26 protein-coding genes and 2 pseudogenes are annotated in these 26,651 nt (G+C 46.4%); 20 read left to right on the forward strand and 8 right to left on the reverse strand.

All coding sequences use genetic code 11. The features are described 5' to 3' along the window. Positions 1 to 19: 19 nt before the first annotated feature. From ahrC to WH37_RS36510, 5 genes and pseudogenes are all read left to right on the forward strand, one after another. On the forward strand, positions 20 to 472 hold the full coding sequence (ahrC, locus tag WH37_RS17765; RefSeq protein ID WP_046231955.1) for a transcriptional regulator AhrC/ArgR: 453 nt from the start codon (positions 20 to 22) through the stop codon (positions 470 to 472). A gap of 27 nt (positions 473 to 499) precedes the next feature. Next, positions 500 to 2,212 (forward strand): DNA repair protein RecN, encoded by a 1,713-nt coding sequence (gene recN, locus WH37_RS17770; protein ID WP_046231956.1) that lies wholly within the window; start codon positions 500 to 502, stop codon positions 2,210 to 2,212. 123 nt (positions 2,213 to 2,335) lie between these two features. Continuing rightward, a complete protein-coding gene (gene spoIVB, locus WH37_RS17775) occupies positions 2,336 to 3,667 on the forward strand; it encodes a SpoIVB peptidase (protein WP_177218003.1) in 1,332 nt (443 codons plus the stop codon). Between the two features lie 259 nt (positions 3,668 to 3,926). Next, positions 3,927 to 4,739: a sporulation transcription factor Spo0A gene (gene spo0A, locus WH37_RS17780; protein WP_046231958.1), complete on the forward strand. Its 813-nt coding sequence runs from the start codon at positions 3,927 to 3,929 to the stop codon at positions 4,737 to 4,739. 443 nt (positions 4,740 to 5,182) lie between these two features. After that, positions 5,183 to 5,776, forward strand: a pseudogene (locus tag WH37_RS36510) (IS4 family transposase); the annotation flags it as partial. Here WH37_RS36510 and WH37_RS36515 read toward each other — a convergent pair. Next, positions 5,722 to 6,171 (reverse strand): M14 family metallopeptidase, encoded by a 450-nt coding sequence (locus WH37_RS36515; protein ID WP_052737051.1) that lies wholly within the window; start codon positions 6,169 to 6,171, stop codon positions 5,722 to 5,724. The pseudogene WH37_RS36510 and the gene WH37_RS36515 sit on opposite strands and share 55 nt — an antisense overlap. 220 nt (positions 6,172 to 6,391) lie before the next feature. On the opposite strand from WH37_RS36515, the pseudogene WH37_RS36520 reads away from it, so the two are divergent. Next, positions 6,392 to 7,048: pseudogene (locus WH37_RS36520) on the forward strand (YheC/YheD family protein); the annotation flags it as partial. A gap of 47 nt (positions 7,049 to 7,095) precedes the next feature. Next, the gene (locus tag WH37_RS17800; RefSeq protein WP_074904849.1) at positions 7,096 to 8,196 is read left to right on the forward strand and encodes a glycosyltransferase; all 1,101 of its coding nucleotides are present in this window, start codon (positions 7,096 to 7,098) and stop codon (positions 8,194 to 8,196) included. Positions 8,197 to 8,375: 179 nt separating this feature from the next. Here WH37_RS17800 and WH37_RS17805 read toward each other — a convergent pair whose 3' ends face one another. Continuing rightward, the gene (locus WH37_RS17805; protein WP_052737052.1) at positions 8,376 to 8,582 is read right to left on the reverse strand and encodes a response regulator; all 207 of its coding nucleotides are present in this window, start codon (positions 8,580 to 8,582) and stop codon (positions 8,376 to 8,378) included. Between the two features lie 484 nt (positions 8,583 to 9,066). Here WH37_RS17805 and WH37_RS17810 point away from each other — a divergent pair, with 484 nt between their 5' ends. Continuing rightward, positions 9,067 to 9,684 carry an immunity protein Imm33 domain-containing protein gene (locus tag WH37_RS17810; RefSeq protein ID WP_046231960.1) on the forward strand — a complete coding sequence of 206 codons (618 nt, stop codon included), beginning with the start codon at positions 9,067 to 9,069 and terminating at the stop codon, positions 9,682 to 9,684. 202 nt (positions 9,685 to 9,886) lie between these two features. Here the strand turns inward: WH37_RS17810 and WH37_RS33755 are convergent, their stop codons facing one another. Beyond that, a complete protein-coding gene (locus WH37_RS33755; protein ID WP_052737053.1) occupies positions 9,887 to 10,540 on the reverse strand; it encodes a hypothetical protein in 654 nt (217 codons plus the stop codon). A gap of 175 nt (positions 10,541 to 10,715) precedes the next feature. Between WH37_RS33755 and WH37_RS17820 the strand changes: the two genes are divergently transcribed. Both WH37_RS17820 and WH37_RS17825 read left to right on the forward strand, forming a co-directional pair. Beyond that, positions 10,716 to 11,045 carry an ArsR/SmtB family transcription factor gene (locus WH37_RS17820; protein ID WP_046231961.1) on the forward strand — a complete coding sequence of 110 codons (330 nt, stop codon included), beginning with the start codon at positions 10,716 to 10,718 and terminating at the stop codon, positions 11,043 to 11,045. 175 nt (positions 11,046 to 11,220) lie between these two features. Next, a complete protein-coding gene (locus WH37_RS17825; protein ID WP_046231962.1) occupies positions 11,221 to 12,987 on the forward strand; it encodes a SulP family inorganic anion transporter in 1,767 nt (588 codons plus the stop codon). Between the two features lie 146 nt (positions 12,988 to 13,133). Here the strand turns inward: WH37_RS17825 and WH37_RS17830 are convergent, their stop codons facing one another. Together WH37_RS17830 and WH37_RS17835 are read right to left on the reverse strand one after the other, a co-directional pair. Continuing rightward, on the reverse strand, positions 13,134 to 13,832 hold the full coding sequence (locus tag WH37_RS17830) for a hypothetical protein (protein WP_046231963.1): 699 nt from the start codon (positions 13,830 to 13,832) through the stop codon (positions 13,134 to 13,136). Between the two features lie 377 nt (positions 13,833 to 14,209). Beyond that, complete coding sequence (locus tag WH37_RS17835; RefSeq protein ID WP_046231964.1) at positions 14,210 to 14,503, reverse strand: DUF2627 family protein; 294 nt, start codon at positions 14,501 to 14,503, stop codon at positions 14,210 to 14,212. Positions 14,504 to 14,727: 224 nt separating this feature from the next. Between WH37_RS17835 and lpdA the strand changes: the two genes are divergently transcribed. From lpdA to lipB, 5 genes are all read left to right on the forward strand, one after another. After that, the gene (gene lpdA / locus WH37_RS17840) at positions 14,728 to 16,155 is read left to right on the forward strand and encodes a dihydrolipoyl dehydrogenase (RefSeq protein WP_046231965.1); all 1,428 of its coding nucleotides are present in this window, start codon (positions 14,728 to 14,730) and stop codon (positions 16,153 to 16,155) included. A gap of 217 nt (positions 16,156 to 16,372) precedes the next feature. Further along, on the forward strand, positions 16,373 to 17,407 hold the full coding sequence (locus WH37_RS17845; RefSeq protein WP_046231966.1) for a thiamine pyrophosphate-dependent dehydrogenase E1 component subunit alpha: 1,035 nt from the start codon (positions 16,373 to 16,375) through the stop codon (positions 17,405 to 17,407). Next, positions 17,407 to 18,390: an alpha-ketoacid dehydrogenase subunit beta gene (locus tag WH37_RS17850; RefSeq protein WP_046231967.1), complete on the forward strand. Its 984-nt coding sequence runs from the start codon at positions 17,407 to 17,409 to the stop codon at positions 18,388 to 18,390. The genes WH37_RS17845 and WH37_RS17850 overlap by 1 nt, the downstream gene beginning before the upstream one ends. Positions 18,391 to 18,481: 91 nt before the next feature. Then, a complete protein-coding gene (locus WH37_RS17855; RefSeq protein WP_046231968.1) occupies positions 18,482 to 19,828 on the forward strand; it encodes a dihydrolipoamide acetyltransferase family protein in 1,347 nt (448 codons plus the stop codon). 17 nt (positions 19,829 to 19,845) lie between these two features. Next, positions 19,846 to 20,592: a lipoyl(octanoyl) transferase LipB gene (lipB, locus tag WH37_RS17860; RefSeq protein ID WP_046231969.1), complete on the forward strand. Its 747-nt coding sequence runs from the start codon at positions 19,846 to 19,848 to the stop codon at positions 20,590 to 20,592. Here lipB and prli42 read toward each other — a convergent pair. Then, on the reverse strand, positions 20,548 to 20,673 hold the full coding sequence (gene prli42 / locus WH37_RS37455) for a stressosome-associated protein Prli42 (protein WP_156182335.1): 126 nt from the start codon (positions 20,671 to 20,673) through the stop codon (positions 20,548 to 20,550). The two genes, lipB and prli42, sit on opposite strands and share 45 nt — an antisense overlap. A gap of 48 nt (positions 20,674 to 20,721) precedes the next feature. On the opposite strand from prli42, the gene WH37_RS17865 reads away from it, so the two are divergent. Beyond that, positions 20,722 to 21,849 (forward strand): M20/M25/M40 family metallo-hydrolase, encoded by a 1,128-nt coding sequence (locus tag WH37_RS17865; protein WP_046231970.1) that lies wholly within the window; start codon positions 20,722 to 20,724, stop codon positions 21,847 to 21,849. Positions 21,850 to 21,956: 107 nt separating this feature from the next. On the opposite strand, the gene mciZ is transcribed toward WH37_RS17865, so the two are convergent. Further along, positions 21,957 to 22,100 (reverse strand): Z-ring formation inhibitor MciZ, encoded by a 144-nt coding sequence (gene mciZ / locus WH37_RS34800; protein ID WP_082110875.1) that lies wholly within the window; start codon positions 22,098 to 22,100, stop codon positions 21,957 to 21,959. A gap of 112 nt (positions 22,101 to 22,212) precedes the next feature. Here mciZ and WH37_RS17870 point away from each other — a divergent pair, with 112 nt between their 5' ends. The 3 genes from WH37_RS17870 to fur all read left to right on the forward strand — a co-directional run bounded on the left by WH37_RS17870 (position 22,213) and on the right by fur (position 24,084). Beyond that, positions 22,213 to 22,776, forward strand: a complete 564-nt coding sequence (locus WH37_RS17870; protein ID WP_046231971.1) for an NUDIX domain-containing protein — start codon at positions 22,213 to 22,215, stop codon at positions 22,774 to 22,776. A gap of 90 nt (positions 22,777 to 22,866) precedes the next feature. Next, positions 22,867 to 23,511 (forward strand): stage II sporulation protein M, encoded by a 645-nt coding sequence (spoIIM, locus tag WH37_RS17875; RefSeq protein WP_046231972.1) that lies wholly within the window; start codon positions 22,867 to 22,869, stop codon positions 23,509 to 23,511. A gap of 105 nt (positions 23,512 to 23,616) precedes the next feature. Then, the gene (fur, locus tag WH37_RS17880; protein WP_046231973.1) at positions 23,617 to 24,084 is read left to right on the forward strand and encodes a ferric iron uptake transcriptional regulator; all 468 of its coding nucleotides are present in this window, start codon (positions 23,617 to 23,619) and stop codon (positions 24,082 to 24,084) included. Between the two features lie 97 nt (positions 24,085 to 24,181). On the opposite strand, the gene WH37_RS17885 is transcribed toward fur, so the two are convergent. After that, positions 24,182 to 25,342 (reverse strand): S8 family peptidase, encoded by a 1,161-nt coding sequence (locus WH37_RS17885; protein WP_046231974.1) that lies wholly within the window; start codon positions 25,340 to 25,342, stop codon positions 24,182 to 24,184. A 192-nt stretch (positions 25,343 to 25,534) separates the two neighbouring features. On the opposite strand from WH37_RS17885, the gene ald reads away from it, so the two are divergent. Next, on the forward strand, positions 25,535 to 26,650 hold the full coding sequence (gene ald, locus WH37_RS17890) for an alanine dehydrogenase (RefSeq protein WP_046231975.1): 1,116 nt from the start codon (positions 25,535 to 25,537) through the stop codon (positions 26,648 to 26,650). Position 26,651: the final 1 nt, after the last annotated feature.

Raw genomic sequence — 26,651 nt, forward strand, 5'->3', positions numbered from 1 at the left:
TTTGGGAGGCGCTTTATTTATGAAAGGGATACGTCAATTTAAAATCAAGGAAATTATTACGAATCAGGTTGTGGAGACACAGGAGGAGCTTGTCGAAGCACTTCGCAATACCGGACTGCAGGTAACGCAAGCTACAGTATCACGTGATATTAAGGAGCTTATGCTCATTAAGGTTCCAGCAGAGGATGGCAGATACAGATATTCGTTGCCGCAGGAGAAACAACGGATCAATCCGATTCATAAGCTCAAGCGGGCACTGCTCGATCACTTCGTGAACATCGATTTCACAGACAATCTTGTCGTAATGAAGTGTTTACCGGGCACGGCCAATACGATTTGTGCGCTGCTGGACAATATGGAGTGGCAGGAAGTAATGGGAACCATTTGCGGAGATGATACGATTTTGATTATTTGCCGCACGAAAGCTCAAAGCAACGAAGTTGTAGAAAGGTTGCTGGAGCTATTGAACTAACACACCAATTTTAGGAGGCATCAGTTTATGTTGCGAGAGCTGTCCATTCGAAATTTAGCTGTAGTTGAGCAGGTGACGGTTTCGTTCCACCATGGCTTTCATGTGTTGACGGGGGAGACGGGAGCGGGTAAATCCATCATTATTGACGCGCTTAGCTTAATTGTTGGAGGACGGGGTTCCGCAGATATGGTCAGGTTTGGCTGTCAAAAGGCGGAAATGGATGCGATGTTTGATTTGCCGCGGATGCATCCTGTATGGCATGTGCTGGAGAGACTAGGAGTAGAGGCATCACATGACGAAATGCTTGTCATTCGGCGTGAACTCACTTCCCAAGGAAAAAGCAGCAGCCGAGTGAATGGACAACTGGTCACCATGACGATGCTTCGTGAAATTGGAGAATGCTTAGTTAATATTCATGGTCAGCATGAGCATCAATCTTTGCTGCGTACAGAGAAGCATCTGGAGTGGCTTGACATGTTCGCAGGCGACTTGTTGATTGAACGCAAGCAGACTTATAAAGCGGTATATAAAGAGCTGCAGCAGGCAAGATCGGCGCTGCGCGAGCTTGAGGATTCAGCGCGCCATAATGTGCAAATGCTGGATTTGTACCGTTTTCAAATCGAAGAAATTTCAAATGCCCAGCTCAAAGTTGGGGAAGATGAAAGCTTGGCTGAAGAAAAACGCAAGCTGCAATTTGCCAGCAAACGGATGGACAATGTAGCAGAAGCTTATTCTTTATTATATGGCGGTGCTGGCCTGGATTCGTTAAACAAAGCGATTATTAAGCTATCGGATATCCAGACGTACGATCCCAATATTGTCGGACCGTTGCTTGAACAGCTCCAATCAGCTTATTATCAAGCGGAGGATGCCGCTTTTCAACTTAGGGATTACAGAGATACCATTGAATCAGATCCGGAGCAGCTTGCGACTATTGAAGATCGTCTCGACCTGATTCATGGTTTGAAACGCAAATATGGCGAGAGCATTGAAGATATTCTCGTTTATTATAAAAGCATCGTCTTGGAACGCGACAAGATCGAAAACCGCGACGATTATTTAGAAAAGCTGCGTAATCGTGAAGCAACGTTGTATCAGTCTGCACTTGAATTGGCTGAGGAGCTGTCGAAGCTGCGCAATCATGCTTCAACACGATTGGCCGAATCCATCGAGCGTGAGCTGCGTCAATTGCAAATGCCTAATACGATTTTTTCTGTACAAATGGACAGAATCAAGCAGCATGATCAAAAGGAAGCCAATGTTGTGCTTAATAGCAATGGCTGTGACGAAGCTGTGTTTATGCTGGCACCCAACCCTGGAGAGCCGCTTAAACCATTGAATAAAATTGCATCAGGTGGTGAAATGTCGCGGGTTATGCTGGCTTTGAAAGCGATTTTTGCCGAGCATGATCAAATTCCGGTGCTTGTCTTTGATGAGGTGGATACTGGAGTTAGCGGTCGTGCCGCACAGGCGATTGCTGAGAAGCTGTCCCAGCTGTCGCGTCGCTGCCAAATTTTTTCCATCACGCATTTACCGCAGGTAGCTTGTATGGCGGATCATCATTACGAAATACGCAAGCAGGTCGTTAATCAACGTACAGCGACCTCGATTAAGGAAATTATGAGCAATACCCGGATAGAGGAGCTGGCGCGTATGCTGGGCGGTGTGGAAGTGACCGAGAAAACCAGACATCACGCACAAGAAATGCTTGATTTGGCATTGCGGCAGAAAGGAGCCTAATGGAGGGCATTCAGGGAAGTTTTTTGTGGTCATAAAACGGTGGAGGAGGGGTAACTTAAAGGTACGCCAATGGCGATTAAACCTTTATCGTCATGCGATGGAATTACAGGGAGCGTGAAATCATTGAACTCCAGCAAAAGGAAGAGATGGTTCGGTCTGGTTCTCGTGATTTTGATTTGCATGATAGGCTTCTCCACACCGTTTCAGCACTTAGCCTCAATCCCGAATGAACTGCGTTTGTTCACAGGCCAATCGAAACGATTACAATATGGAGTTCCTGTTCATGCTCAAGTTACGGTTGACCCGCGTATGCTTCAAGTGAATGGCTCATCAACCCAGTCTTTATCAGTCAATTTGAACGAACCGCTATCCTTACATTCGCAGCAAAGCGGCGAGACGAGGATGAAAGTGAAATTATTCGGTAAAATTCCTTTCAAGACGGTGAAAGTCAATGTTGTGCCTGATTTAAAGGTCATCCCCGGTGGTCAAACCATTGGGGTCAAGGTGAAATCAGCCGGAATTTTAGTCGTCGGTCATCATCAAGTGACTAGTCAGAATGGCAGCAAGCAATCTCCAGGTGAACTCGCAGGATTGCGTCTAGGCGATTTGATTGTCAAGATCAATGGGCAACAGGTTACCGAAGTAAGGAAAGTAGCAGAACTCGTTGATCAGGCAGGGATCAACAGGAAAGCGCTTGATATTGTTTATAAGCGTAGCGGGCATTTAGGCAAAACCGTTTTGAATCCTTCTTATGATGCTGAGGATCGAACATGGCGGCTAGGGCTATATATACGCGACTCCGCTGCTGGTGTAGGCACACTGACGTTTTATGCTCCTGATCAGGGCGTTTACGGGGCGCTTGGACATGTTATCACTGATATGGACACGCAAACAGCTATTGAAGTTGGCGATGGTCAAATCCTTCAATCCAGCGTAACGTCGATTAACAAAAGCCAAAATGGCGAGCCAGGCGAAAAAAGGGCCCATTTTGTGAAGGAAAGTAAAGTGCTGGGCAATGTGGAACGTAACACGCCATTTGGCATTTTTGGCAAAATGAATGAAAACCCTACCCACAGCTATAACAGCAGCGCTATGCCGGTTGCTTTTGCTGAAGAGGTAGCTGAAGGTTCAGCTCAAATTTATACCGTAGTAAACGGCCAAAAGGTTGAGAAATTTGATATTGAAATTGCTCATGTCATGAAGCAGAACAGTCCGGCAACTAAAGGAATGGTTATTAAAATAACGGACAAGCGTCTGCTTGATAAAACTGGCGGCATTGTACAAGGCATGTCAGGCAGTCCCATCATTCAAAATGGCAAGCTTGTTGGAGCTGTGACCCATGTGTTCGTAAATGATCCCACATCGGGTTATGGATGTTTCATTGAATGGATGCTTCAAGATGCAGGGGTGCTATTAAAATCTACGTTGCAGCAAAGCAGTCAAACAGCAGCATAAAAACAACCGCCAGCGGCAGGGAGCTTATATGCTGCAGGCGGTTGTTTTATTTTTATGGGGACCTACTTTTGTCGAAACTCAGCGAAACAAAGCACTAATTGTAAATAAATAATCATTATAACGGTATTGCGAAAAAAAATAAAGAAAAATAATTTTCGACAGAAGGAATTTATATCGGCGTGTCGAAAATGTTACTCAAGACAACTAGGGAAAGGTTCAAAAGTGAAAATTGGATTATCATTTGAGGGAGGATAATATCTTGCAAAAAATTGATGTATTGTTGGCAGATGACAACAGAGAATTTACTAATTTGTTATCGGAATACATATCCGATCAAAGTGATATGAATGTGAGCGGCGTAGCGTATAACGGTGAAGAAGTGCTGCGGCACTTGGAAGAATCCCGTAAAATACCGGATGTACTCATTCTCGATATTATTATGCCTCATTTGGACGGACTTGGCGTATTGGAACGCTTGCGGGAAATGAACATTTCTCCAATGCCTAAAATCATTATGTTGACCGCTTTCGGTCAAGAAAACATTACACAAAAAGCAGTTCAATTGGGTGCTTCTTATTATATTCTTAAGCCATTTGATATGGATATTTTGGCCAACCGGATTCGCCAGCTGTTTGGGAACTCTTCGTACTCGGCATCAACTTCCTACAATTCGAGTTCATCAACAGTGAAATCGAATGTCGTTCCGCTTGCTAAAGGCAAAAATCTAGATGCCAACATTACAAGCATCATTCATGAAATTGGTGTGCCAGCCCATATTAAGGGCTACCAGTATTTGCGCGAAGCCATCACAATGGTGTATAACAATATCGAAATTTTGGGCGCGATTACAAAAACGTTATATCCAGCAATCGCGGAAAAATTCAAAACGACACCATCCCGCGTCGAACGAGCAATTCGCCATGCCATTGAAGTCGCTTGGACGCGCGGCAACATCGACAGCATCTCGCACTTGTTTGGTTATACGATCAATATCAGCAAGTCAAAACCAACCAATAGTGAGTTTATAGCGATGGTTGCTGACAAGCTGCGGATTGAGCATAAGGTGAGTTAATTGCTGTTGTATCAAGGGTTTGAGGGTGTCAATGTCAAAAACAGGGATGGCTATAAATATCCGAAAATGGGTAATTTGAGCCGATAAACTTTTGAATAGCAAACCAACTGATACCACTTATTTATTGGTTCTTCGAAACCAATAAATAAGTGGTATTTCTTATGATCGATTTTGACTTTCAACTGGATAATTTCATGCTTTACTGTTCATCCAAAAACCTTTCGCGTAAAACCTTGGCAAGTTATGAGCAGACGTTAAAGCTGTTCGGAAAGTACTTGCTTGAACAATTCCAGATGAAGATGTTAAAAAAGTTCAGTCGGGTCATGTTCGACAATACATCAAGTATGTTCGTGAGAGGAGCAAGTGCGCAGTCGTAAACAATGCTGAGTCAAAAGACAAAAACCACCCAGAGAATCGCACCGACTACAAAAAAAGAAGTGTCAATGACAACCATTGCAAATTACGTTCGCAACATCAAAGTGTTTTTCAATTATCTTTACGAGGTCGAACGCGAGATACCGAAGAATCCAGTCGAAAGCGTAGAGAACCCAAAGGTTCAGCGGAAGGTCAAGAAAATTTTGACGGCAGAAGAAATCAAGAAGGGTGGCTACATCGACTACGCCGTATTTGACCGCTACTGCCGGGTCGAGATTTTCTTCGTGACCCGCCTGAAGAGCAATACGCACCTCGAGCCTCTGGAGGAGATGGATGTGCCCGCAGGCAGTTTGGTATCGGCCGATTGCCTCGTCCGAATCGGCTCCCAGCAGCAGAAGAAGAAGATGAAGCATGCTCTGCGAATGGTTCAGACCGAAGACTCGCAAGGGAACCTGCTCTTTCTGGTAACCAACCGCTTCGACTTGACGTGTGATGAAATTAGTGAGATGTACCGTAGCCGCTGGGCAATCGAGACCTTTTTCAAGTGGATGAAGCAGCACTTGCAGATTAAGCATCTTTATAGGACGAGTGAACAGGCCGTTACCAATCAGATTTGGATCGCACTCATCGCATGCTGTTTGCTCGTGCTGGTGAAGCTGGACACGGACCGAAAAATGCCTCTAGCTTCATGTAGATCAATATACCACTCAGGATTGAATTGCTTCGTTAACTGAAATAATGCGGCCGAAAGTGGGTGACTCGCTGCTTGATTGGGTTTACGCAGGAATGTCCGATTCAAATCGGGAATATCCCTGATACGCCGTTTATAGGCGATCTGATTAACGATTGGAACGATAATCAACATTCCGTTTTCGATGTGGAGAATGTCCTTCTGTAGTAAATCCAACAGTTTTTTTGCCGCTAGGATGTTTGCCGTTTCGTCTCCTTGTACCCCCGCCGTTATCATGACTGTATTTCCCACGGAGTTACCTTTGATAATGTAATATGGCGTTTCGAACTTAGTGCCTTTTGCTAGTTGATGAGTCGATATTTGCATTTGCAGAAGTCACCTCCTCAGATATAGTGACTAATGTACACACCAATCAGCCCCTATGCTACGGACATTAGCACAAGCAGCCTTTAGTAAAGGCACATACTTTGATACGGATACTCATTATGTAAAAGGGGTCGGCTGAATATGGTTGGACTTATAACTAAAAAAGAATGTAAGCAAATCGTTACAAAACAATGAGGAACTTAGTGGTAACGTTCCTGAAACAAAGTTATACAACGAGTCCATGCTATTGACGATGTTGAATAAGTACAAAATGGTCTATGTCAAGCCAAATAGGGGAACTGGTGGCAAGGGCATCATACGTGTGGAAATGCTAGGGCAAGGTTCTTATAAATACCAACTAAATACTGTCACAAGGACGTTCAACTCCATTAATAGTATGACTAATTCCATCCATAAGAAAACGAAAAGCGAAAAATATGTCATTCAACATGGAATCCATTTACTGCGGCACAACAACCGACTTTTTGACCTTAGGATTATGGTGCAGAAAAACCCAAAAGGCAAATGGGAAACGACAGGTGTGATCGGTCGATTAGGCCATCCGAAAAAGATTGTAACTAACGTTTGCCAGGGCGGTAACTCCAAACCAATTGATGTACTGCTAAAAAAGCACATAACCGATGTTACTGAATAGACCAAACGGTTGAAAAGTTTTGGGTATCGAGCAGCACGACAGTTAAATAAGACGTTCCCATGAATTAAGGAATTAGGCTTAGATGTCGGCATAGACCGTAATTTACACCCATGGATTCTAGAAGCTAGCCCTCAACCGGCAATCTATGGATTCAAAACGTTGAAAGATAAGAGCATCTATCAGAAAATTTGTAGGTATCAAAAAGCGTATGGTCGTCAGTAAGTTATTGATCTCCACTGTTAGAGTCGATAAGTGAGGTTGGTGAAAATGTGAATATTTTAATGTTCGTTTCGCAGTTAAATACTGGAGGAACCGAAAAATACATTCATTCTGTTTCCCGATATTTAATATCAAAAGGGTTTCGAATTGGCGTTGTTACTATGGGAGGGCCACTTTTAAATTCGTTTAAAAAAGCAGGGATTACTGTTCACCTTCTATCCCCAAAAAAAGAATCGTTAGTAGAACGAATATCCTTATTATCCTTGATAATTTCCAAAGGAAGGTACGGGCTTTTACACGCCCATGATTCAATGTCATTTCGATATGCAGCAATTTTGCATCGACAATATAAAATACCATTGATTGCTACTGTGCATGGTACTTATCATAAACAATCTGCTTTGTTAGCTACGTCAAAAGTGGCAAAACATCTCATTGCTGTTTCGCCAAATTTATCAAACTGGTTGGTTAGACACATGAAAATTTCTTCCAATAAAATCCTAATGATACCTAATGGGATCGATACTCTAACATTCAATTCGATATCTAATAAAAAAAAGTGGAGAAAAGCACTTACTTTACCACTATCTGCCCAGATTCTTGTTTATGCTGGAAGATTCTCATCTGACAAATTGCCCATAGCAAAAAAAGTGATCTTGGCATCAGAGATTGTTGCAAAAAATAACCTTAATTTTGTAGCTGTTTTATTTGGCCCTGGTTCTTCCGTGACGAGATCAAAACTCGTAGAACTTGCTGCCAAAGCTAACCGCCGTCTTGGTAGACGAGCAATATATATTCGTCCTCCCTTATCAGACATACAACATGCTTATTATGCAGCAGATGTCATTGTGGGGACAGGGCGTGTTGCACTTGAAGCCATGGCGTGTGCAAGACCAGTTATCGCGACAGGAGTTGCGGGATACTGCGGTGTAGTAGAGCCTAAGAATATAAACGAAATAATTCGAGTTCACTTTGGAGATCATGGAGCTATTGTATCTATCACTGTTAAAAAGCTATCGGAAGATGTCAATAGCATATTAAGTAGACCCCGTAGGGCTCGATTATTAGGTGAATTTGGTGCGAAAACAGTGAAGGACAGATTTTCAATACAAAAAGTTGGTTCTCAGCTTATTCAAGCGTATATGAAATAACGTCACGAATCCAACCCGTTCCGAATACGATGTATTGTCGAACTCGTGGATTACCCTCCGCGACTTCTTTTCACATAGCGGAACCGTTCAACGGCGTGTTGTTGGACGGTTTCTTTATTTTATTCTACAGCGACAAATTGACCCATCGAATTCCGACACCCTATCTTTGTTGAATGGTATTACAATAAAGTCTTTGCTCCCGCTTGAATCGCGTCGATCACCATATGTTGTTGCCCCATTGCTGAACACATGATGACGGTGGCTGTTGGGTCTACAGTATCTTTGCCATTAACGGCTTCAAACACATCATGTCCCAAATTTGAGATAATATCTTTAAGCATCTGTCTTAGAAACGCCGCGTCATCAACAAGCATCACTTTTCCCAATCTAAGCTGATCCTCCTGACATTACAGTGACCTTACATATAAGACAAAGTATATCAAGTAATAAGAAATGCAATGAAGGGATTTGACATTACTACGAAAATCGCTTAACTTGTTCTTAGGCGATTTTGCCCGTAATTAATCCTACTGGAACCCGATAAATATTTGGTTTTGGTAGGTTGTCTATCATTAAAGAAGTAAGTCCCAAATAATGACTTCACTCCCTCAAAACTCTTGATGCACAGGGCTTCGGCAACATTGATTCGATTTCATTTATCTTCGGCTATACGATTAACATCAGCAAGTCGAAACCGACCAATAGCGAATTGCCTATACCGTTTGTTATTGGATTGTGATAGTCCAATAACAAACGGTATTTTATTTTTCAAAAAATTTCTCGCTTGTAGTCGCACAATTAAACCATTGTTATAATGGCATTATGGGCATACGGCTGCTAAATACTACGAATGAATAAGGTGGAATATTCATGACTTGGACGCTTGATAGCGTATATGATCGAAACAAAGAAGCGCCTTATACTTTTTATTTGCCTAGCCCTCCAATGTTAAAGCTGTTGCAGGTCGGGGATCTTGTAAAATTGATCTTTTTGTCCGATGAGGAGCACGAACAATTTATCGGCGAAAGAATGTGGGTTGAAATTGTGGAGCGTAATGAGGTCATCTTCAAGGGTTTGCTCAGAAATATACCTTCTTACATAACCGAACTAAGCTATGGACAAGAAATTCAATTTACTTATGAACATATATGCGATACGAAGCTGGAAGATCCAGAAGCGAGCAAATGGGATTATTATTTGGATACGAAAATCGTAATGACCCGAGATGTTCTAGAAAAAAGAAGCTTCAATCTCATGCTGAAAGATGAGCCGAATGAAGAGAATCATTTAGGGTGGATCTTTTTTAGTGGATATGAACCTGAAGGATACAACGGGGACCTCGATAACTATCAAGTCGTATCACTTGGAGTGGCCCTTAATATCGACGATTCTTTTTTAGCATTCGTGGAAGATGAGCCTTTTTCCGCGTATGAACGAGATACCGAGACGGGCAAGTTTAATAAAATGATTGATTATGATTGGGGATGATTCACAAATTGTATAATTAATCATAGCTCCGATTACAAAAACAGCCCATGTGAGTTCGTACAAAACGTAAGTTGCCATACAACAAACATATTATTCAATAGAACCCAGCATGAGCTGCTCCCATCTCAGTTAAATCGAATTTGATTAACTAGAGAATCTGGGATGCTGCTTACCCAGCTCTTTCAAGGTTAAGTTGTCGCACTTAGCTTGATAATCCGTCTTTTTCATCAGTCAGAGCGCCGCGCTTCTCCATAAAATCATGTAAGGCTAGATGAAAGCGATCAAACGGAAGTGATAAAAATTCGATTCTTTTTCTGATGCGGGCTTGTTTCCCAGGCTCATTATTATAATACATGAATTGATCTATGTTTTTATCCAGCTTCTCCCGCAAGGTTAAAATAAAACCGATAGCGATGTGGGTTTGAGCCAACTCCTGCAAATCAGCAGCAAGGGCCTCGCTTAAACTTCTCATGCTTGGAATTCTTAAGTTTTTCTGAATGAGAAATGTGTCGGGCGTGTAATCTTCACGGAAGTCCTGTCCAGGCACTTGCTCCCAAAAATCGTTCCATTCCTGCAAATATCCCGTTTCATAAAGCACATATTTAATAAACCCACATAACCATGCGGTACAGCTGGTATTGCGAAGCTGGCATCCGACACGATCTGAAAGATGGCGGCAGCCACTACAGCAGGAACCGCTATTTGAAATGCAAACCTTACAAATATGCTCTGACCCTATGGATTGCAAGGAGGCCATTCCTAGGTCAATGACCATTTTCCTGCTTATATTTTGCGGTGCTTCATCAAGGATTAGCGAATTTTTTCCTGATGGGTGATCGATCGTAAATCCTGGCATTCGCATCCTTTCCTTTCTGCGTAATTATTTAAAATCAAATATTCAAAAGTATGAATATAAGGAGTATTATACGCGCTATAAAAATAATCAACAAGCGTACAGATCTTTTTCAATCATTTCTGGATATGTGCTATGATATTCATATATTCAAAAGTTTAATCATAAGGAGCAGTTTATGAATCAGCACATTCAACAATTTAAAGCTGACTTTTTTAAAGCATTGGCTCATCCGATGCGGATTCGTATCCTTGAAGTGTTAAGCGAAGGGGAAAAGAACGTAAATGAGCTGCAAAGCATTTTAGGATCGGAAGGTTCCGCGGTATCGCAGCAGTTGGCTGTTTTACGCAATAAAAACGTTGTCCATAGTGTAAAAGAAGGCACCTCCGTCATTTACTCCTTGCGTGATCCATTGATTAAGGACTTATTGTCGGTAACGAAACAGATTTTTGACAATCATCTCGTCGATGCCATTTCCTTACTGGAAGATATTCGTAAAGAGCCATAATAGAAAAAACAAGGGAATCCGTGAGCAAGACTTAGGAAAACCTTGTTTTTTTGCTTTTTATAACGACTTATTCGAAAACTCGACTTATTTTTGTGTTTGACATAGAGGAAGTACAGGAGTATCTTTTCTTTATATTCAAATAATCAAATATATGAAGAAAAGAAGGTTATGGCAAATGAAGGGGAGAGGGAGATTTGATGGATATCATTTATCTGCGTTTCGCAAGGATATGGTCTCGGGCCTCATTGTTGGTATTATCGCCATTCCACTGGGAATGGCGTTTGCTATTGCTTCAGGAGTCAGGCCTGAATATGGCATATATACGACCATTGTAGCGGGCATCCTCATCTCGACTTTTGGAGGTTCAAAATTTCAAATTGGGGGCCCAACGGGTGCTTTTATTCCTATTCTTTTCGCTATTGTCATGCAATATGGGTACGAAAATTTATTGATTGCCGGTTTCCTGGCCGGAATTATGCTTATTGTGATGGGCCTTTTTAAGCTGGGGTCGTTGATTACATTTATACCACGACCTGTGACAATTGGGTTTACCGCAGGGATTGCCGTGATCATCTTCAGTGGACAAATCGCTAACTTTTTGGGTTTGAATGGGGTCGAGAAGCATGAGGATTTTTTGTCCAATATGAAAGAACTTGGGTTTCATGCTTCAACTGTAAATAGCTACAGCCTGCTGACAGCCGGGATTTGTTTGGTGATCATCCTGCTGGCACCGAGATTTATGCCGAAGTTACCTGGGGCACTGCTGGGGATCGTTGTCTCGAGCGTCGTCGCAGCTTTATTTTTTAACGGAGAGGTGGCGACTATAGGTTCTGCCTATGGAACGATTCCGAGCACACTGCCTGCTTTTCGTATTCCCGACATGACCTGGGAACGAATAGTGAATATGCTTCAACCAGCTTTTATTATTGCTATGCTGGGGGGGATTGAATCGCTGTTATCTGCTGTTGTTGCCGATGGCATGACGGGAAGTCGTCATAATAGCAATCGCGAGCTTATCGGACAGGGAATTGCCAATATGATCACTCCGCTGTTTGGTGGAATACCGGCTACAGGAGCGATTGCACGCACAGCTACTAATATTAAAAGCGGAGCGGCCTCGCCGATTTCTGGTATCGTCCACGGCATCGTCGTCTTTCTGGTGCTTATACTATTTGCGCCCTATGCGTCCCATATCCCGCTTGCCAGCATGGCTCCTATCTTAATGGTAGTTGCGTGGAACATGAGTGAACGACACGCATTTATTCATGTTTTGAAAACGAAAACGAGTGATTCACTCTTGCTTGTAATAACTTTTATTCTAACTGTATTTACGAATCTAACAACGGCAGTAGAAGTTGGCTTATTGATGGCTTTCCTTTTATTTGTGAAACGTATGAGCCAATCATTAACGGTCGAGAAGGTGCTGCCTGACCCGAACCATAAACATGAAAAAGTCAGGGCAAATATGGTATACGAAGGACATGATTGTCCCCAAATCAGTATATATACGATTGACGGGCCTTTGTTTTTTGGGGCTGCGCATAAATTTGACTTGGAGATTATGGATACGGGTCAACAGAGAGCAAAAATTTTGCTGCTGCGTCTAGGGAAAGTGCCATTGATGGATACGACAGGAGAAGCTAATCTGACTGCTTTAGTAAAGGCATTCCAGAAACGAGGAGGAATGGTACTGCTGTCAGGAACCCAACCACAGCCGCTGCAGGTGTTGAAAAAAACAGGCCTACATGAGCGAATCGGTACTAATCACTTCTTTGCTCATACTGGTGAAGCAATCAGCTATGCATTGATCCATCTGGATTCGAACAAATGCTTAGGCTGTAAGCATTTTGTATTCCGCGAATGTACCGCGCTATCCAATACAGAAACTCAATACGATACAAGTCTTAGTTTAGAAAAAAATGGCAATAATAAATTCATTTAAGAAATTAAATAACTAGAGCCCATTGTTACAGAAAGAGAAGGGTGGGGATGTCATATCATAAAAAAACGCTCTTTTACTGGTTTCAGCGAACCAATAAAAGAGCGGGATTATGCATGAACCTCATGAACTTATAAGGCGGTCTATCGTTATACCCGAATATCGATGGATTGCATTGCTGCGGATGACTGTACTTTCGCTTTCTGAGCAGAAACCTGGGGATCTTCCTCTGTTTGCCTGCTGTTGTGTTCTCTTACCTTGTCACTATTTGCTACTGAACCTGCGAGCCCTGTACCGCCAACGGACTTCGGGTCACTCTCTGAAGAGCTGTCATCCGTCGTATTCAAATCGTTAACAAGTTCATTCATTTTTTGATCCACCGCATGGATTTGCCGAGTGGTTTTGGTCATTATTTCACGTTTGAGCTTAAAGACGGTTTGCTCGGCATTTTCCAGCATAGCGGATTTTCCAGCGTCGTTATGGGGGTTTGATTCAATGACCATACGATCGAAACGGATGCCGCTTTCCATTGTGACGTTGGAGCCCTGCAATTTTTCCCGAACGCCGGCGAGCTTGCCGAGATGATCATAGGTCATGCTGTTTTTGACAGCCTGGTCCATATTTTTCTCAGGATTGTCCGAAGTGCTTTTTTTAGGCTGGTCGTCCTTTGAGGCGCCAATTTTGGTTTTTTCCTGAATTTCTTCTGAGTGAATCTGTGAAATTTGTGCGTCAATTTGGGAAATAGAAGCGGTTAACGCTTTTACGCGTTCCATTTTCAGCTTCGTGTCGAGCTTTTCATTTGTTTTGACGGATTGCATTTCTTCGTTTAATCTAGCTTTTTGCTTCATGAGCGCCTGAATTTCTTTTTCGCGTGGCGAAGCGGATGTGGCGCCTTCCCTCGAAGAAGCAGCAGATTTTGAACGTGAAGCTGATGATGCAGACGATATAGCAGAAATGGCAAGCCCCCCCTTTTATTCATTATGATGATTGCCTAATCGTTATATCGGAAATAATGGAAACGAAAATAATATATATTTCTGAAAAACGAAAAATTTTTATAGATTTTTACAATCTGGATACCCGCTTCGTTACAGCTTACATATTGTGGTGCGGGCGATAACTATAATCTTAGAAAAAAAAGCAAAAGCTCCCGCCGGAACATGATGAAATGTGGCGTTCTGGCAGGAGCTTGATGTAAAGCAGCGATATTCCAGCGTTTAAGTGACTAAGCGGTTGGCTTTGGCGGCTTGGGACGCTTTGGACGGAAACGGGGAGCAACATAGTTGCGCTTGCGGTCGCGGAAAAAAGTCCAGCCGCCGATAAAGCCGACACCAACTGCAAACAGTAGCAGACCCAGCAGGAAGGGCAGCCATTCAAAGTTAGGTTGAATGTCATCATAGCCGAAGGAAACAAAATAGTTGTAGACAGCATTTTTCATTTTCAAAAATCCGATACAGGCAAGTATGCCCGGAATGACAAGCAGCAAAATAGCAATCAGCCTTGCTGTGACTAGCTTCATAATTGAATAACTCCTTAATGATAGTGAGATGGGCTTGTGCTATTATGATACCCTTTTCAGTGAAAAGTGTCTATTTCCGAAAAGTTTACGATGAAAACCGCCGCTAAAAAGGTTACAATAATAATGATGCAAACAAACGACGCTCATAATATAGCGGACATGGTGACCAATCAAGTACATCATTTGATAGCATACATATGGAATACAGGTGGAGGTTAAAATAGATGGCGATAGAAGTTGATGTAGCTGTGCTGGGCGGCGGTCCGGGAGGTTATACGGCGGCAATCCGCGCGGCCCAGATGGGGAAAAGCGTAGCGATCGTCGAAGCGGACAACCTTGGCGGAACATGCCTGCATAAAGGTTGTATTCCTAGCAAATCGCTGCTTAGAAGCGCGGAAGTATACGCCACTTTGCTGGAGTCCGATGCCTATGGCATTGCAGTAGCTGAAGGGTCGATCTCGCTGCAATTTGATAAAGTGCAGAGCCGCAAGGAACAGACGGTGGAACAGCTTCATAAAGGGCTGCAATATTTAATGAAAAAACATAACATTCAAATTATTAAAGGCAGAGGGCGTGTCATTGGGCCATCGATCTTCTCGCCTCGCAGCGGATCGCTCGCTGTTGAGCTCGCTGATGGAGAAATGGAGCAGGTCGTTTCCAAAAACCTGATCATTGCAACAGGCTCTAGACCACGCTCTTTGCCTGGCTTAACGCCGGATAGCGAGTATATTCTTACAAGCGATGACGCGCTTGCATTAGAAGAGCTTCCGGCTTCCATTCTGATCGTAGGCGGCGGCGTAATCGGCGTAGAATGGGCATCGATGATGCAGGACTTTGGCGTGCAGGTGACGCTTGTTGAAGCGGGGGCCCGGCTGCTGCCAGGCGAGGATTCCGAGGTGTCGGCTGAGCTTACGCGGTTGCTCAAGCGTCGCGGCGTTCGTGTATTGACAAGTGTGCAGTTGAACACGACTGAGCTAAGTGTAGGAAACGGGGAAGTTTCCATATCTGCTACGACTGCGGATGGCGATGTGCTGCTAAGTGCAAGCAAGCTGCTGCTGGCTGTAGGCCGTCAAGCAAATGTGGAAGGAATCGGGCTAGAAAATACCGATATTCGCACGAAGGACGGCTTTATTCAAATCAATGAATTTGGCCAGACGAATGAGCCGCATATTTATGCGATCGGCGATTGCATCGGTGGAGTTCAGCTTGCGCATGCAGCAGCACATGAAGGAATTGCGGCGGTGGAGCATATTGGCGGCCAACGTCATGCAGCGATAGAGCCTCATCTTATAACCCGCTGTGTATACTCGCGTCCGGAAATTGCCTCCTACGGATTGACGGAGGATGGCGCGAGAACGAAAGGCCATGACATTAAGACGAGTAAAATTCCGTTTCAGGCCATTGCCAAAGCGCTCGTGCTTGGAGATGCGGACGGCTTCGTGAAAGTGATAGCCGACCGGGCGACAGGCGACATATTGGGCGTTCATATGATAGGCCCGCATGCGACCGATCTTATTTCGGAAGCTGCGCTTGCTGGATTTCTCAATGCAACGCCTTGGGAAGTCGGGCAATTGATTCATCCACATCCGACGCTGTCTGAAGCGCTGGGTGAGGCCATGCTTGCGATAGACGGAAAGGCGACTGCGATGTAGCAGCTGCCCATGCTTGCTTAAAGCATGGGTTTTCTTTTTCCGTAAAAAGAGGTTATAATGGGTAATATCAAGTATTAGTACCTGGTTTTAATTTTAGGCAGGCGTAAACGGCAGCCCTCGTACTTAGGCGGCAAAAGCTCGTTTCGCAGTGAAGTATAAGCCGAGTATAAGCGCGTAGCTTAAACACTCTTGCATTTTTAAAGGAGGCCGAATTCTCATGGGGAAATCCGGTTCAATTGAGCAGCAATCCCGTCATGCCGCAGTTGGTTTAACGGATGAGCAAGCTGTCGAAATGTATGCCATGATGCAGCTGGCGCGCAAGTTTGATGAGCGCAATTTGCTGCTGCAGCGGGCAGGAAAAATCAACTTCCACGTATCGGGTGTGGGTCAAGAGGTCGCACAGGTCGCTGCGGCATTTGCTCTTGATCGCACAGTCGATTATTACTTGCCTTATTATCGGGATTACGGTTTTGTGTTGTCCGTCGGTATGACGGTGAAAGAACTGATGCTGTCCGTATTTGCGAAGGCGGAAGATCCGAATAGCGGCGGCAGGCAGATGCCAGGGCATTTTGGCAGCAAAAGACTGCGTATTGTCACAGGCTCAAGTCCTGTAACGACCCAGGTTCCGCATGCAGTAGGCATTGCATTGGCTGCGAAGATGAAGAAGCAGAAGCTGGTAAGCTTCGTAACCTTTGGAGAAGGCTCAAGCAATCAGGGCGATTTCCATGAAGGCTGCAATTTTGCTGGCGTTCATAAGCTTCCGGTCATTTTTATGTGTGAAAATAATCAATATGCCATCTCTGTTCCCGTTCACAAGCAGCTTGCAGGCCGCGTTGCGGATCGGGCGCTTGGCTATGGCTTCACTGGCGTGCAAATTGACGGCAATGATGCGCTGGAAGTGTTCCGTACCGTGAAGGAGGCGCGCGAGCGCGCGATTGCTGGCGAGGGGCCAACGCTTATTGAGGCAATGGTCTATCGCTTATCTCCGCATTCGACTTCGGATAATGATCTTGCTTATCGGACGAAGGAAGAAGTCGATGAAAACCGTGCGAAGGATGGACTTCCGAAATATAGGCAGTATTTGATCGAATGCGGTCTCCTTACCGAGGAGAAGGATGCCGAGCTGCTTGCCGGCATTAAGAAGCAAATCGATGAGGCGACTGAATACGGCGACAAGGCGGCATTCCCATCGCCGGAATCGGTGCTCGCGCATGTGTATGCAGGAGATGCTGGGCAAGGAGGGGACATTTAGTGGCAGTTATCGAATATATTGAAGCCATTAGGCTTGGCATGAAGGAAGAGCTGGAGCGTGATGAGGACGTGTTCGTGCTTGGCGAGGATGTTGGCGTCAAGGGCGGCGTCTTTACGACGACGAAAGGTTTAATTGACCAGTTCGGTGAGCAGCGCGTCATGGATACGCCCCTTGCAGAATCGGCTATTGCTGGTGTAGCTATTGGTGCAGCCATGTACGGGATGAAGCCAATTGCGGAAATGCAATATTCGGATTTCATGTTTCCGGCAACGAATCAAATCATCAGCGAAGCGGCTAAAATTCGTTACCGCTCCAACAATGACTGGAGCTGCCCGATTGTGATTCGCGCCCCAATTGGCGGCGGGGTTTTTGGCGGGCTGTATCATTCCCAGTGTCCGGAATCGGTGTTTTTCGGAACGCCTGGCTTGAAAATTGTAGCGCCGTATCGAGCTTACGATGCCAAAGGGCTGCTTAAGGCGGCTGTGCGCGACCCAGACCCGGTTCTCTTTTTTGAAAACAAAAAATGCTACAAGCTGATTACGGGCGAAGTACCGGATGACGATTATATCGTGCCGATTGGCAAAGCGAATGTATTGCGTGAAGGCGATGATATTACCGTCATCAGCTATAGCATGCCGCTGCTGTTCGTTGAACAGGCAGCGCAGGAGCTTGCCCAGGAAGGCATCAGCACTCATATTCTTGATTTGCGTACGCTTCAGCCGCTTGATCAAGAGGCTATTTTGGAGTCCGTTCGCAAGACGGGCAAGGTTTTAATTATTCACGAGGATAACAAGACGGGCGGCGTTGGCGCCGAAGTGTCGGCCATTATTGCAGAACAGCTGCTGTATGAACTGGACGCTCCTATTATGCGTTTGTGCGGCCCGGACGTTCCGGCGATGCCCATTAATCCGCCTGGCGAGAAGTTTTTCCTGCTGAATAAAGAAAAAGTGAAAGAGGCTATGCGCAATTTGGCTTTGTATTAAAGCTTGCCCGAAGGAGACATTTCGCCGCAATGCGTTAATTTGGACGAAAGCCAGTCCATGTAGTTATAGCCTTTAGGGAGATGGATAATTGATGAAATCGGTGACGGAGATTGTTATTCCGCAGCTGGCGGAATCGCTCGTATCGGCAACGATCGATAAGTGGCTTAAGCAGCCTGGCGACCATATTGACATGTATGAGCCCATTTGCGAGCTCATTACGGATAAGGTTAGCGCGGAGCTGCCTTCTACGGTATCGGGTACGATGGTTAAAATTTTGGTTGGCAACGGGGAAACGGTTCCAGTTGGGACGCCTGTTTGCCTAATCGAAACGGAAGGCGCAGCAGAATCGCAGGCTGCTGGCGGGGCGCCATCCGAGTATAACGCAGCAGGACAAGACTCGGGCTTGTCTGCAGCTCTGCAAGGCGGTGCAAAGGAGGCGGAAGGAGATATGTCGATGCGCAATCGTTTCTCTCCAGCTGTCCAGAAGCTGGCAGCCGAGCACAATATTCGCTTGAGTGATGTTCCGGGGACTGGCCTTGGGGGCCGTATTACCCGTAAGGATGTCCTTACTTTTGTCGAATCGGGCGGTGCGGCAGGCAGTTCTGCTGGCAAAGCAAGTCCGCAAGCCGGCCGAGAACCGATTAATGAGCAGGTTCGTTCATCGGGCTTGCATTTGACAGAAACACCTCGCTTGCCAACGATTCAACAATATGATTCTCCAGCTTCCGGGGCGCCTGGACGGGGCGAGGATTACATTGAGGTTACGCCGATTCGCGGCGCAATTGCACGGAATATGAAACAGAGCGTCACTGAAATTCCACATGGCTGGATGATGATTGAGGTTGATGTAACGAATCTCGTCGTGCTGCGCAACAAGATGAAGGACGAATTCATGAAGCGCGAGGGCATTAATTTGACCTATCTCGCTTTCGTCTTAAAAGCCGTCGTCAATGCGATTAAAGAATTCCCGATTATGAACTCCATGTGGGCAGTTGACAAAATCATCGTGAAGCGCGACATTAACATTTCGCTTGCGGTAGGCACCGAGGAGTCAGTTTCGACTCCGGTCATCAAAAACGCCGATCACAAAACGATCGCCGGCCTGGCGAAGGAAATTGACGACTTGGCTCGCCGTGGACGCGAAGGACGCTTAACACTTGCTGATATGCAGGGCGGTACATTTACCGTCAACAACACCGGCTCCTTCGGCTCAATTATTACACATCCGATCATTAATTATCCGCAAGCGGCCATTATGACGTTCGAATCGATTGTGAAGCGTCCGGTCGTTATCAATGACATGCTCGCAATCCGCTCAATGGCAAACCTCTGCTTGTCGCTGGATCATCGCATTTTGGATGGTATTATTTGCGGTCGTTTTATGCAGAAGGTGAAGGAAAACCTGGAGAGCTTCAACAACGATACGAAATTGTATTAGAAATGAGGGACGCCGCTATGACTGACTCTACTCATGTACCTAGTGGGAAGAAACCGCTTGAGGCCCGTTATATTTCCATGCTTGGCTATGCGGAGGCATGGGAGCTGCAAAAATCAATGGTGAAGCAAGTTGATCAGGAGGAGCGTCCAGAGACGCTTCTCCTTCTTCAACATCCGCCGACCTATACGCTTGGTTCAGACCGCCATCCCGAGCATTTGCTGCTGGATGAGAAGGAGCTTGCAGAGCGGGGCATTTCTGTATTTGAAATTGATCGCGGTGGGGATATTACGTATCATGGGCCTGGCCAGCTTGTCGGCTATCCGCTGCTTTATCTGGATGCGGTCGGCCTCGATCTGCATGCTTATTTGCGCAACGTCGAACAAGTCATCATCAATTGGCTGAAGGAATACGGTATTGAATCAGGCAGAAAGCCCGAGTACACCGGAGTGTGGGTAGGGGATGAGAAAATTGCGGCTATCGGTGTGAAATTTAATCGGGCGCGGAGGCGCGGCGGATTTGTGACGAGTCATGGATTTGCGCTGAATATAGAAGCGGGCATTGCGGAGAGTGGCTTTAGCGGAATCGTGCCTTGCGGCATTGAACAGTTCGGAGTCACTTCATTTAATACGCTGACGGGCCGCGAGCTGTCGGTAAGTGAAGCGGCGCAGCAGCTGCTGCCGCATTTCTGCGATGTATTTGGTTTTGCGCCGGATGCTGTTCTAATAAGAGAACAGCATGCCGATGCCGGCTACCAAGCTAGATAACAGCATGGCGGCAATAACAACGATGGCAACAACTCGAACATACTTGGAAGGATTCACAAGGCAGATCTCCTTTCTAAACATTTCTATAAGCCCTATTATAGTCGAAAATGACGAACGGAGGAAACGTTAATGATTAATGAGCAACGGTTAGTAGATGAATTTGTACAATTGGTGAAAATTGATAGTGAAACGAAGCAGGAGCAGCTCATAAGCGTTGAGCTAAAAAAGAAATTCGGGGAGCTGGGACTTTCGCTGGAAGAGGATGATGCGGCAGCCAAAACAGGTCATGGTGCCAATAATCTATTTGCCTTTCTTGAAGCATCCGGTGTGGAAAACGCTCCGACTATCTTTTTTACCTCCCATATGGATACGGTAACGCCTGGTGTAGGCATTAAGCCACAAATTGATGCCGATGGGTACATACGCAGTGATGGCACTACGATTCTTGGAGCGGATGACAAAGCGGGTCTTGCAGCGATGTTTGAAGCGATTCGCGTTCTTAAGGAACAATCGATTCCGCATGGCCCCATTCAATTTGTTATTACAGTAGGCGAGGAGTCGGGATTGCTCGGAGCTCGCGCGCTGGATGCGTCCAAGCTGAAAGCGAAGTTTGGGTACGCGCTCGATTCGAATGGCTCGGTAGGCGAAATTGCGGTTGCTGCCCCAACACAGGCGAGAGTAACGATTGAGTTTCATGGCAAGTCGGCTCATGCTGGTGTTAACCCGGAAGCGGGAATCAGCGCGATCCAAGTGGCGGGAAAAGCGATTTCAAGAATGCCGCTCGGCCGCATCGATAAGGAAACGACAGCTAATATTGGCTCTTTTGAAGGCGGCGGCGCTACGAATATCGTAGTTGACTATGTGAAGCTAAATGCGGAAGCGCGCAGTATTGTTCAGCATAAGCTGGATGCTCAGCTGGACGCTATGCGCGAAGCGGTAGAAAGTGCAGCTGCGGAGTTTGGCGCCAAAGGCGTTTTCAACAGCGAGGTCATTTACCCGTCTTATTCGTACGATGAGAGTGATGCCGTTGTGCAGCTTGCACAAACCGCAATTAAGGCGATTGGTTTGACGCCAAAAACGTTCCACTCCGGCGGGGGCAGCGATGCCAATGTGTTCAACGGACTCGGCGTGCCGACGGTTAATTTGGCTGTTGGCTACGAGCATATCCATACGACGCAGGAACAAATTAAAGTAGCCGATCTAGTCAAAACGACGGAATTGGTCGTTGAGATTATGAAGCAGGCCGCAAAAGCCTAATAGGCGCTGCAACAGAGTAGCAGAGAAACCAAACAAGCGATAGGTCGGGAAAAGATCATTTTCCCGGGCGTATCGCTTGTTTTCCATTCGTTCATAGTGCAATAATTTTATGAGCTGGTCCGTGTCAAAAAGCTTGCTAACGGCTCAGAAGCTCCGCTCGCTGCCTTGCAGGACATAAGGCGCAGTTGATGGCGAATCTCCCATGCTTTGCCGACAAGGCGAAGATGGCTGACGCTTGTATAGGTTTTCATCGTTACCTAAGCTCCTTCTCTATCAAAAATTTTTGGATAAGGATAGGTATGCGGATATCGGACAAGTTATGCACGTTACCATATTCTTACACACGAAGGGGAACATTCATTCATGAATCAGGAAATTAATCGCTGGAAAGAAGAAACAACCCACACCGAACCGATTTTTTCTGGAAAAATCATTTCGCTCCAGGTAGATACAGTCGCCTTGCCGGATGGCAGTACGGCGACAAGGGAAATCGTCAAGCATCCGGGCGCTGCGGCTGTCATCGCCCTATTAAATGGCAAGCTGCTCGTCGTTGAGCAATACCGCAAGCCGCTTGAGAAATTTCAGATCGAGCTCCCGGCAGGCAAGCTGGATGCTGGTGAAGATCCACTCGAGGCAGCGAGGCGCGAGCTGGAGGAGGAGACTGGCTACAAAGCGGAAACGCTGCAGCTTGTGAGCGCTTTTTATACGTCGCCGGGTTTTGCGGATGAGAAGCTTTATGTTTATTTCACGGATCAGATCGTTTCTGGCAAGCAGCAGACGGATGAGGATGAGTTTTTGGAAGTGATGGCGATTACGCTAGCGGAAGCGGAAGCCTTCATCTCCGAAGGCCGCATCAGTGATGCCAAGACGATTATGGCCGTCTACGTATGGAAGCTGTATTTGCTGACAGGCAAGCTGCCCGTTTAGCAAGAAGAAGCATATAAGCGCCTTCTCTCCCGTCATAGGTGGACTTAAAGGAACATACACTTTATCACATGGGACAAGAGGGGGAAGGCTATGCGTTCGCGAATGGGGAAGGGGCCCGCAGGGAGCCAGCTGACGCTGTATGTGTTTGTGGCCGTGCTGTTTGTCGTGGGCGTTATTTTTGGCGGGTTGATGGTGAATGCGCTGACCTTTGAGCAGCAGCAGGATTTGGCTTCGGACATGGGCCAGTATGTGCAGCTCATGCATGGCGGGGCGGCAATGGATAGGGCGGCTATGTTTTGGGAGCGCGTTTTTTTTCATGGAAAATGGCTGCTGGTGCTGTGGTTCCTTGGGATTACGGTTGTCGGCATACCGCTGGTGCTGGCCATGGATTTTCTTAAAGGCGTGCTCGTCGGCTTTGCACTTGGTACGCTCATTACGCAATATTCATGGAAGGGCGTGCTGTTTTCGCTCGTCTCGGTTGCGCCGCCCAATTTAATCATTGTGCCGGCCATTTTGATGGCGAGTGCTTCGGCGCTTTCTTTTTCGATGTATGTGGTGAAAAATAGGCTGATGCGGCAAAATGGCACGCTTGCCCCGCAAATGCTGGCCTTTACGACGACAGCGATGATGATGCTTCTGGTTTTAATCGGTGCCGCTTTGCTTGAAGCTTACGTGTCTCCACTGTTAATGAGCTGGGCAGCGCCGATTTTAGACGCTTCTGCTGCGGCAATCTGATGCCCATTCCATGCCAAAATGTTTGACTTTCACAAGGGTTTGACTCTATAATGAAAGCAAACGTTTTCTGATGTTGGCGCAGACATGTGTGGTAGGGGGGAAATCATGGAAGCCCGGATTGATAAGATTAAACAACAGTTGCAGTCGCAGGGCTACAAATTAACCCCGCAGCGTGAAGCAACAGTACGTGTATTGCTTGAGAATGAGGAAGATCACTTGAGCGCAGAAGATGTGTTCATGCTTGTGAAGGACAAGGCACCAGAAATTGGCCTTGCAACGGTGTATCGGACACTTGAGCTATTAAGCGAAATGCATGTAGTGGAGAAGCTTAATTTTGGCGACGGGGTTGCCAGATATGATCTGAGAACGGACAGCAGCAAGCATCATCATCATCATCTTATTTGTGTGCAATGCGGATCGATGGATGAGATCAAGGACGATTGGCTGCTGCCACTTGAGGAGCGATTGGAAGAGGAATTCGGTTTTTCGGTTCTCGACCATCGTTTGGACTTCCAGGGCATTTGTCGTAAATGCAATGAGAAGAATGCGAATGCGAAAAAAGATGAATCATAAACGGCTTTGCTGCCCAGTGCTTCTGGACGGCGAAGCCGTTTTGGCGTTATATATGGATGGAAAGGCTGATCAGGCCGTATAGCGGCAGCTAGCTGTATCAGGAGCTTAGATTGCGAATGCGCCTGAGCCGCAGCAGGCCGGAGCCTTGGGCAGTGGGCAAATAACCTTTTAAAGGTACGGCCCATTTGCGGAAAACAGTCGTTACACGGGCGGAGCTCAGCTTCGGCCTTACGGAGAGCAATAAAGCAGCACCGCCAGCCACATGGGGAGAGGACATGCTCGTTCCTGACATGATGGCATATTTGCCGTTTAGCCATGTAGAGACGATGTCTGTTCCTGGTGCGGCAACATCAATGCCCATACCCCGATTGCTGTAATCGGCTATCTGGTTGAGTCGATTGGTAGCGGCGACTGCGATCGTTTCCGGAAAGGAAGCTGGCTCGTCGATCGTCGTCGTATTTGGCCCCTCGTTGCCGGCTGAGGCTGTAATGACGATTCCCTGCTTTGCCGCACGCTTGATCGCCTGGCGCAGCAAATCGCTATGCTGGCCGCTGACGATGCCAAAGCTCATATTAATGACGTTCATTTTGTTGCGAATGCACCATTCGATGGCATCTACGATGTCTGACACGTAGCCTGAACCGTAACGGTCCAAGGCCTTCACGGCATACAGCTTTACATTAGGAGCTACGCCATATAGTCCTTTTAAGCCTCTGCCTGCGGCGATGCCCGCAACATGCGTACCATGACCATTATCATCGTAATAGCTTATGCCCCCCATCGTATTGACTCCGCCTGCTATACGCAGATCGGGATGCTTGGCAATGCCTGTATCAATAATGGCAAGCTTGACAGGATAGCCAAGTGTGCGCTTCCAGGCAAGCGGTGCCTGTACTCGTTTCATATTCCAAGGTACCTTATTAGCGTCCACGGTTGTTTTTATAATGGGAAGATTCGGTCTGATTGTACGGGCTGTCATACGGGGAGTGGCATCATGCTTGCGGATTCTAACATCCCGCTCCATCAGCTTGACCTCAGGATGACGGATAATATTTTTCCACGAGCTGCGCCGGTCAAGCAGAAAGCCGATCATTTTGCAGCCGGACATCGTCTTGAATGGCTGAATGCCACGCGATTCGAGCAAGCGCAAGCAGCGTTTATAGGAGCTGTGCGTAGTAAAGCTAATGAGCTGTCGTTCTGTATGTTTAGAAGGTTTATAGGCAGAACAGGAAGCGATCAAATTATCCAATCGAGGCATAAGGGGCTCCTCCTCCATGTAATAGGCAGACATGAGACTACTTGTGTAGTGTATGGAGGAGTGGCAGATGTGGACTGGGTATTCGTCCTCATGTACATATTTTTTGCAGCAGTTGGAAAATGTATCGCTTAGGACAAGTAGTTGACGTACAATATGGCTATATCCCCATTATTTTCTTTAGGAGGTTTTTTCATGATCATTGGCGTTCCCAAGGAAATAAAAACGAGTGAATACCGGGTGGCATTGACGCCAGCAGGCGTCACAATGCTTAAAGCGGCGGGACATCAAGTGCTTGTACAGACAGGAGCAGGTGATGGCAGCGGCTTTCAGGATGGCGACTATACAAGCGAAGGTGCCGTAATTGTAGACTCGGCTGCTGGAATATGGGAACGCGCAGAAATGATTATGAAAGTAAAGGAGCCTCTCCCAGAGGAATATCGCTATTTCCGCAAAGGACAGCTTTTGTTCACGTATTTGCACCTTGCGGCTGCGCCGGAGCTGGCGAAAGCGTTAATGGACAGCGAGGTAACCGCTATTGCTTATGAAACAATTCAGCTTCAGAATGGGAGCCTGCCGCTGCTGACGCCGATGAGCGAGGTTGCAGGGCGAATGGCGGTACAAGTTGGCGCTCAGTTTCTGGAGGCGTTTAACGGGGGACGAGGCGTCCTGCTGGGCGGTGTGCCTGGGGTCGCACCGGGCGAGGTCGTCATTATCGGGGGAGGCATCGTCGGAACGAATGCCGCCAAGGTTGCGCTAGGCATGGGAGCAACCGTCGTGCTGCTTGAGCGCAGCCTTGATCGAATGCGTTACCTTGATGATGTATTCGGCGGCCGTATCCAGACCATAATGTCGAGCTCGTATCATATTGCTGAGGCGGTGGCAAAGGCGGATCTGCTCATTGGCGCCGTGCTTATTCCGGGGGCGAAAGCGCCGCATCTGGTGACGGAGGATATGGTCAAAACGATGAAGAAAGGCGCAGTCATCGTCGATGTCGCCGTAGACCAAGGCGGCTCCATTGCGACGGTTGACCGAGCCACTACGCATAAGGACCCGATTTACGTCAAGCATGGCGTCATCCATTATGCGGTAGCGAACATCCCGGGTGCTGTACCGCGCACCTCGACCTTTGCGCTGACGAATGTCACCATGCCGTATGCGCTGCTGCTCGCAAATGACGGACTGGCGGCGATAAAGCTCAGCGAGCCTCTACAGAAAGGCGTCAATACGCATAGCGGCAAATTGACCTATGAGCAGGTTGCCACGGCACTAAACCTGCCATTTACACCGATTCAAACGCTGCTGGCGTGAG

Source organism: Paenibacillus algorifonticola (assembly GCF_000971975.1).
GTDB classification, from domain to species: domain Bacteria; phylum Bacillota; class Bacilli; order Paenibacillales; family Paenibacillaceae; genus Pristimantibacillus; species Pristimantibacillus algorifonticola.

What these genes read in the sequence shown, in the direction of transcription:
- ahrC (WP_046231955.1), top strand. Translation starts at nt 20, where the DNA reads ATGAAAGGGATACGTCAATTTAAAATCAAGGAAATTATTACGAATCAG.
- recN (WP_046231956.1), top strand. Translation starts at nt 500, where the DNA reads ATGTTGCGAGAGCTGTCCATTCGAAATTTAGCTGTAGTTGAGCAGGTG.
- WH37_RS36515 (WP_052737051.1), bottom strand. Translation starts at nt 6,171, where the DNA reads ATGCAAATATCGACTCATCAACTAGCAAAAGGCACTAAGTTCGAAACG.
- WH37_RS17810 (WP_046231960.1), top strand. Translation starts at nt 9,067, where the DNA reads ATGACTTGGACGCTTGATAGCGTATATGATCGAAACAAAGAAGCGCCT.
- WH37_RS33755 (WP_052737053.1), bottom strand. Translation starts at nt 10,540, where the DNA reads ATGCCAGGATTTACGATCGATCACCCATCAGGAAAAAATTCGCTAATC.
- WH37_RS17820 (WP_046231961.1), top strand. Translation starts at nt 10,716, where the DNA reads ATGAATCAGCACATTCAACAATTTAAAGCTGACTTTTTTAAAGCATTG.
- WH37_RS17825 (WP_046231962.1), top strand. Translation starts at nt 11,221, where the DNA reads ATGAAGGGGAGAGGGAGATTTGATGGATATCATTTATCTGCGTTTCGC.
- WH37_RS17830 (WP_046231963.1), bottom strand. Translation starts at nt 13,832, where the DNA reads ATGAAGCAAAAAGCTAGATTAAACGAAGAAATGCAATCCGTCAAAACA.
- WH37_RS17835 (WP_046231964.1), bottom strand. Translation starts at nt 14,503, where the DNA reads ATGAAGCTAGTCACAGCAAGGCTGATTGCTATTTTGCTGCTTGTCATT.
- lpdA (WP_046231965.1), top strand. Translation starts at nt 14,728, where the DNA reads ATGGCGATAGAAGTTGATGTAGCTGTGCTGGGCGGCGGTCCGGGAGGT.
- WH37_RS17845 (WP_046231966.1), top strand. Translation starts at nt 16,373, where the DNA reads ATGGGGAAATCCGGTTCAATTGAGCAGCAATCCCGTCATGCCGCAGTT.
- WH37_RS17855 (WP_046231968.1), top strand. Translation starts at nt 18,482, where the DNA reads ATGAAATCGGTGACGGAGATTGTTATTCCGCAGCTGGCGGAATCGCTC.
- lipB (WP_046231969.1), top strand. Translation starts at nt 19,846, where the DNA reads ATGACTGACTCTACTCATGTACCTAGTGGGAAGAAACCGCTTGAGGCC.
- prli42 (WP_156182335.1), bottom strand. Translation starts at nt 20,673, where the DNA reads ATGTTTAGAAAGGAGATCTGCCTTGTGAATCCTTCCAAGTATGTTCGA.
- WH37_RS17865 (WP_046231970.1), top strand. Translation starts at nt 20,722, where the DNA reads ATGATTAATGAGCAACGGTTAGTAGATGAATTTGTACAATTGGTGAAA.
- mciZ (WP_082110875.1), bottom strand. Translation starts at nt 22,100, where the DNA reads ATGAAAACCTATACAAGCGTCAGCCATCTTCGCCTTGTCGGCAAAGCA.
- WH37_RS17870 (WP_046231971.1), top strand. Translation starts at nt 22,213, where the DNA reads ATGAATCAGGAAATTAATCGCTGGAAAGAAGAAACAACCCACACCGAA.
- spoIIM (WP_046231972.1), top strand. Translation starts at nt 22,867, where the DNA reads ATGCGTTCGCGAATGGGGAAGGGGCCCGCAGGGAGCCAGCTGACGCTG.
- fur (WP_046231973.1), top strand. Translation starts at nt 23,617, where the DNA reads ATGGAAGCCCGGATTGATAAGATTAAACAACAGTTGCAGTCGCAGGGC.
- WH37_RS17885 (WP_046231974.1), bottom strand. Translation starts at nt 25,342, where the DNA reads ATGCCTCGATTGGATAATTTGATCGCTTCCTGTTCTGCCTATAAACCT.
- ald (WP_046231975.1), top strand. Translation starts at nt 25,535, where the DNA reads ATGATCATTGGCGTTCCCAAGGAAATAAAAACGAGTGAATACCGGGTG.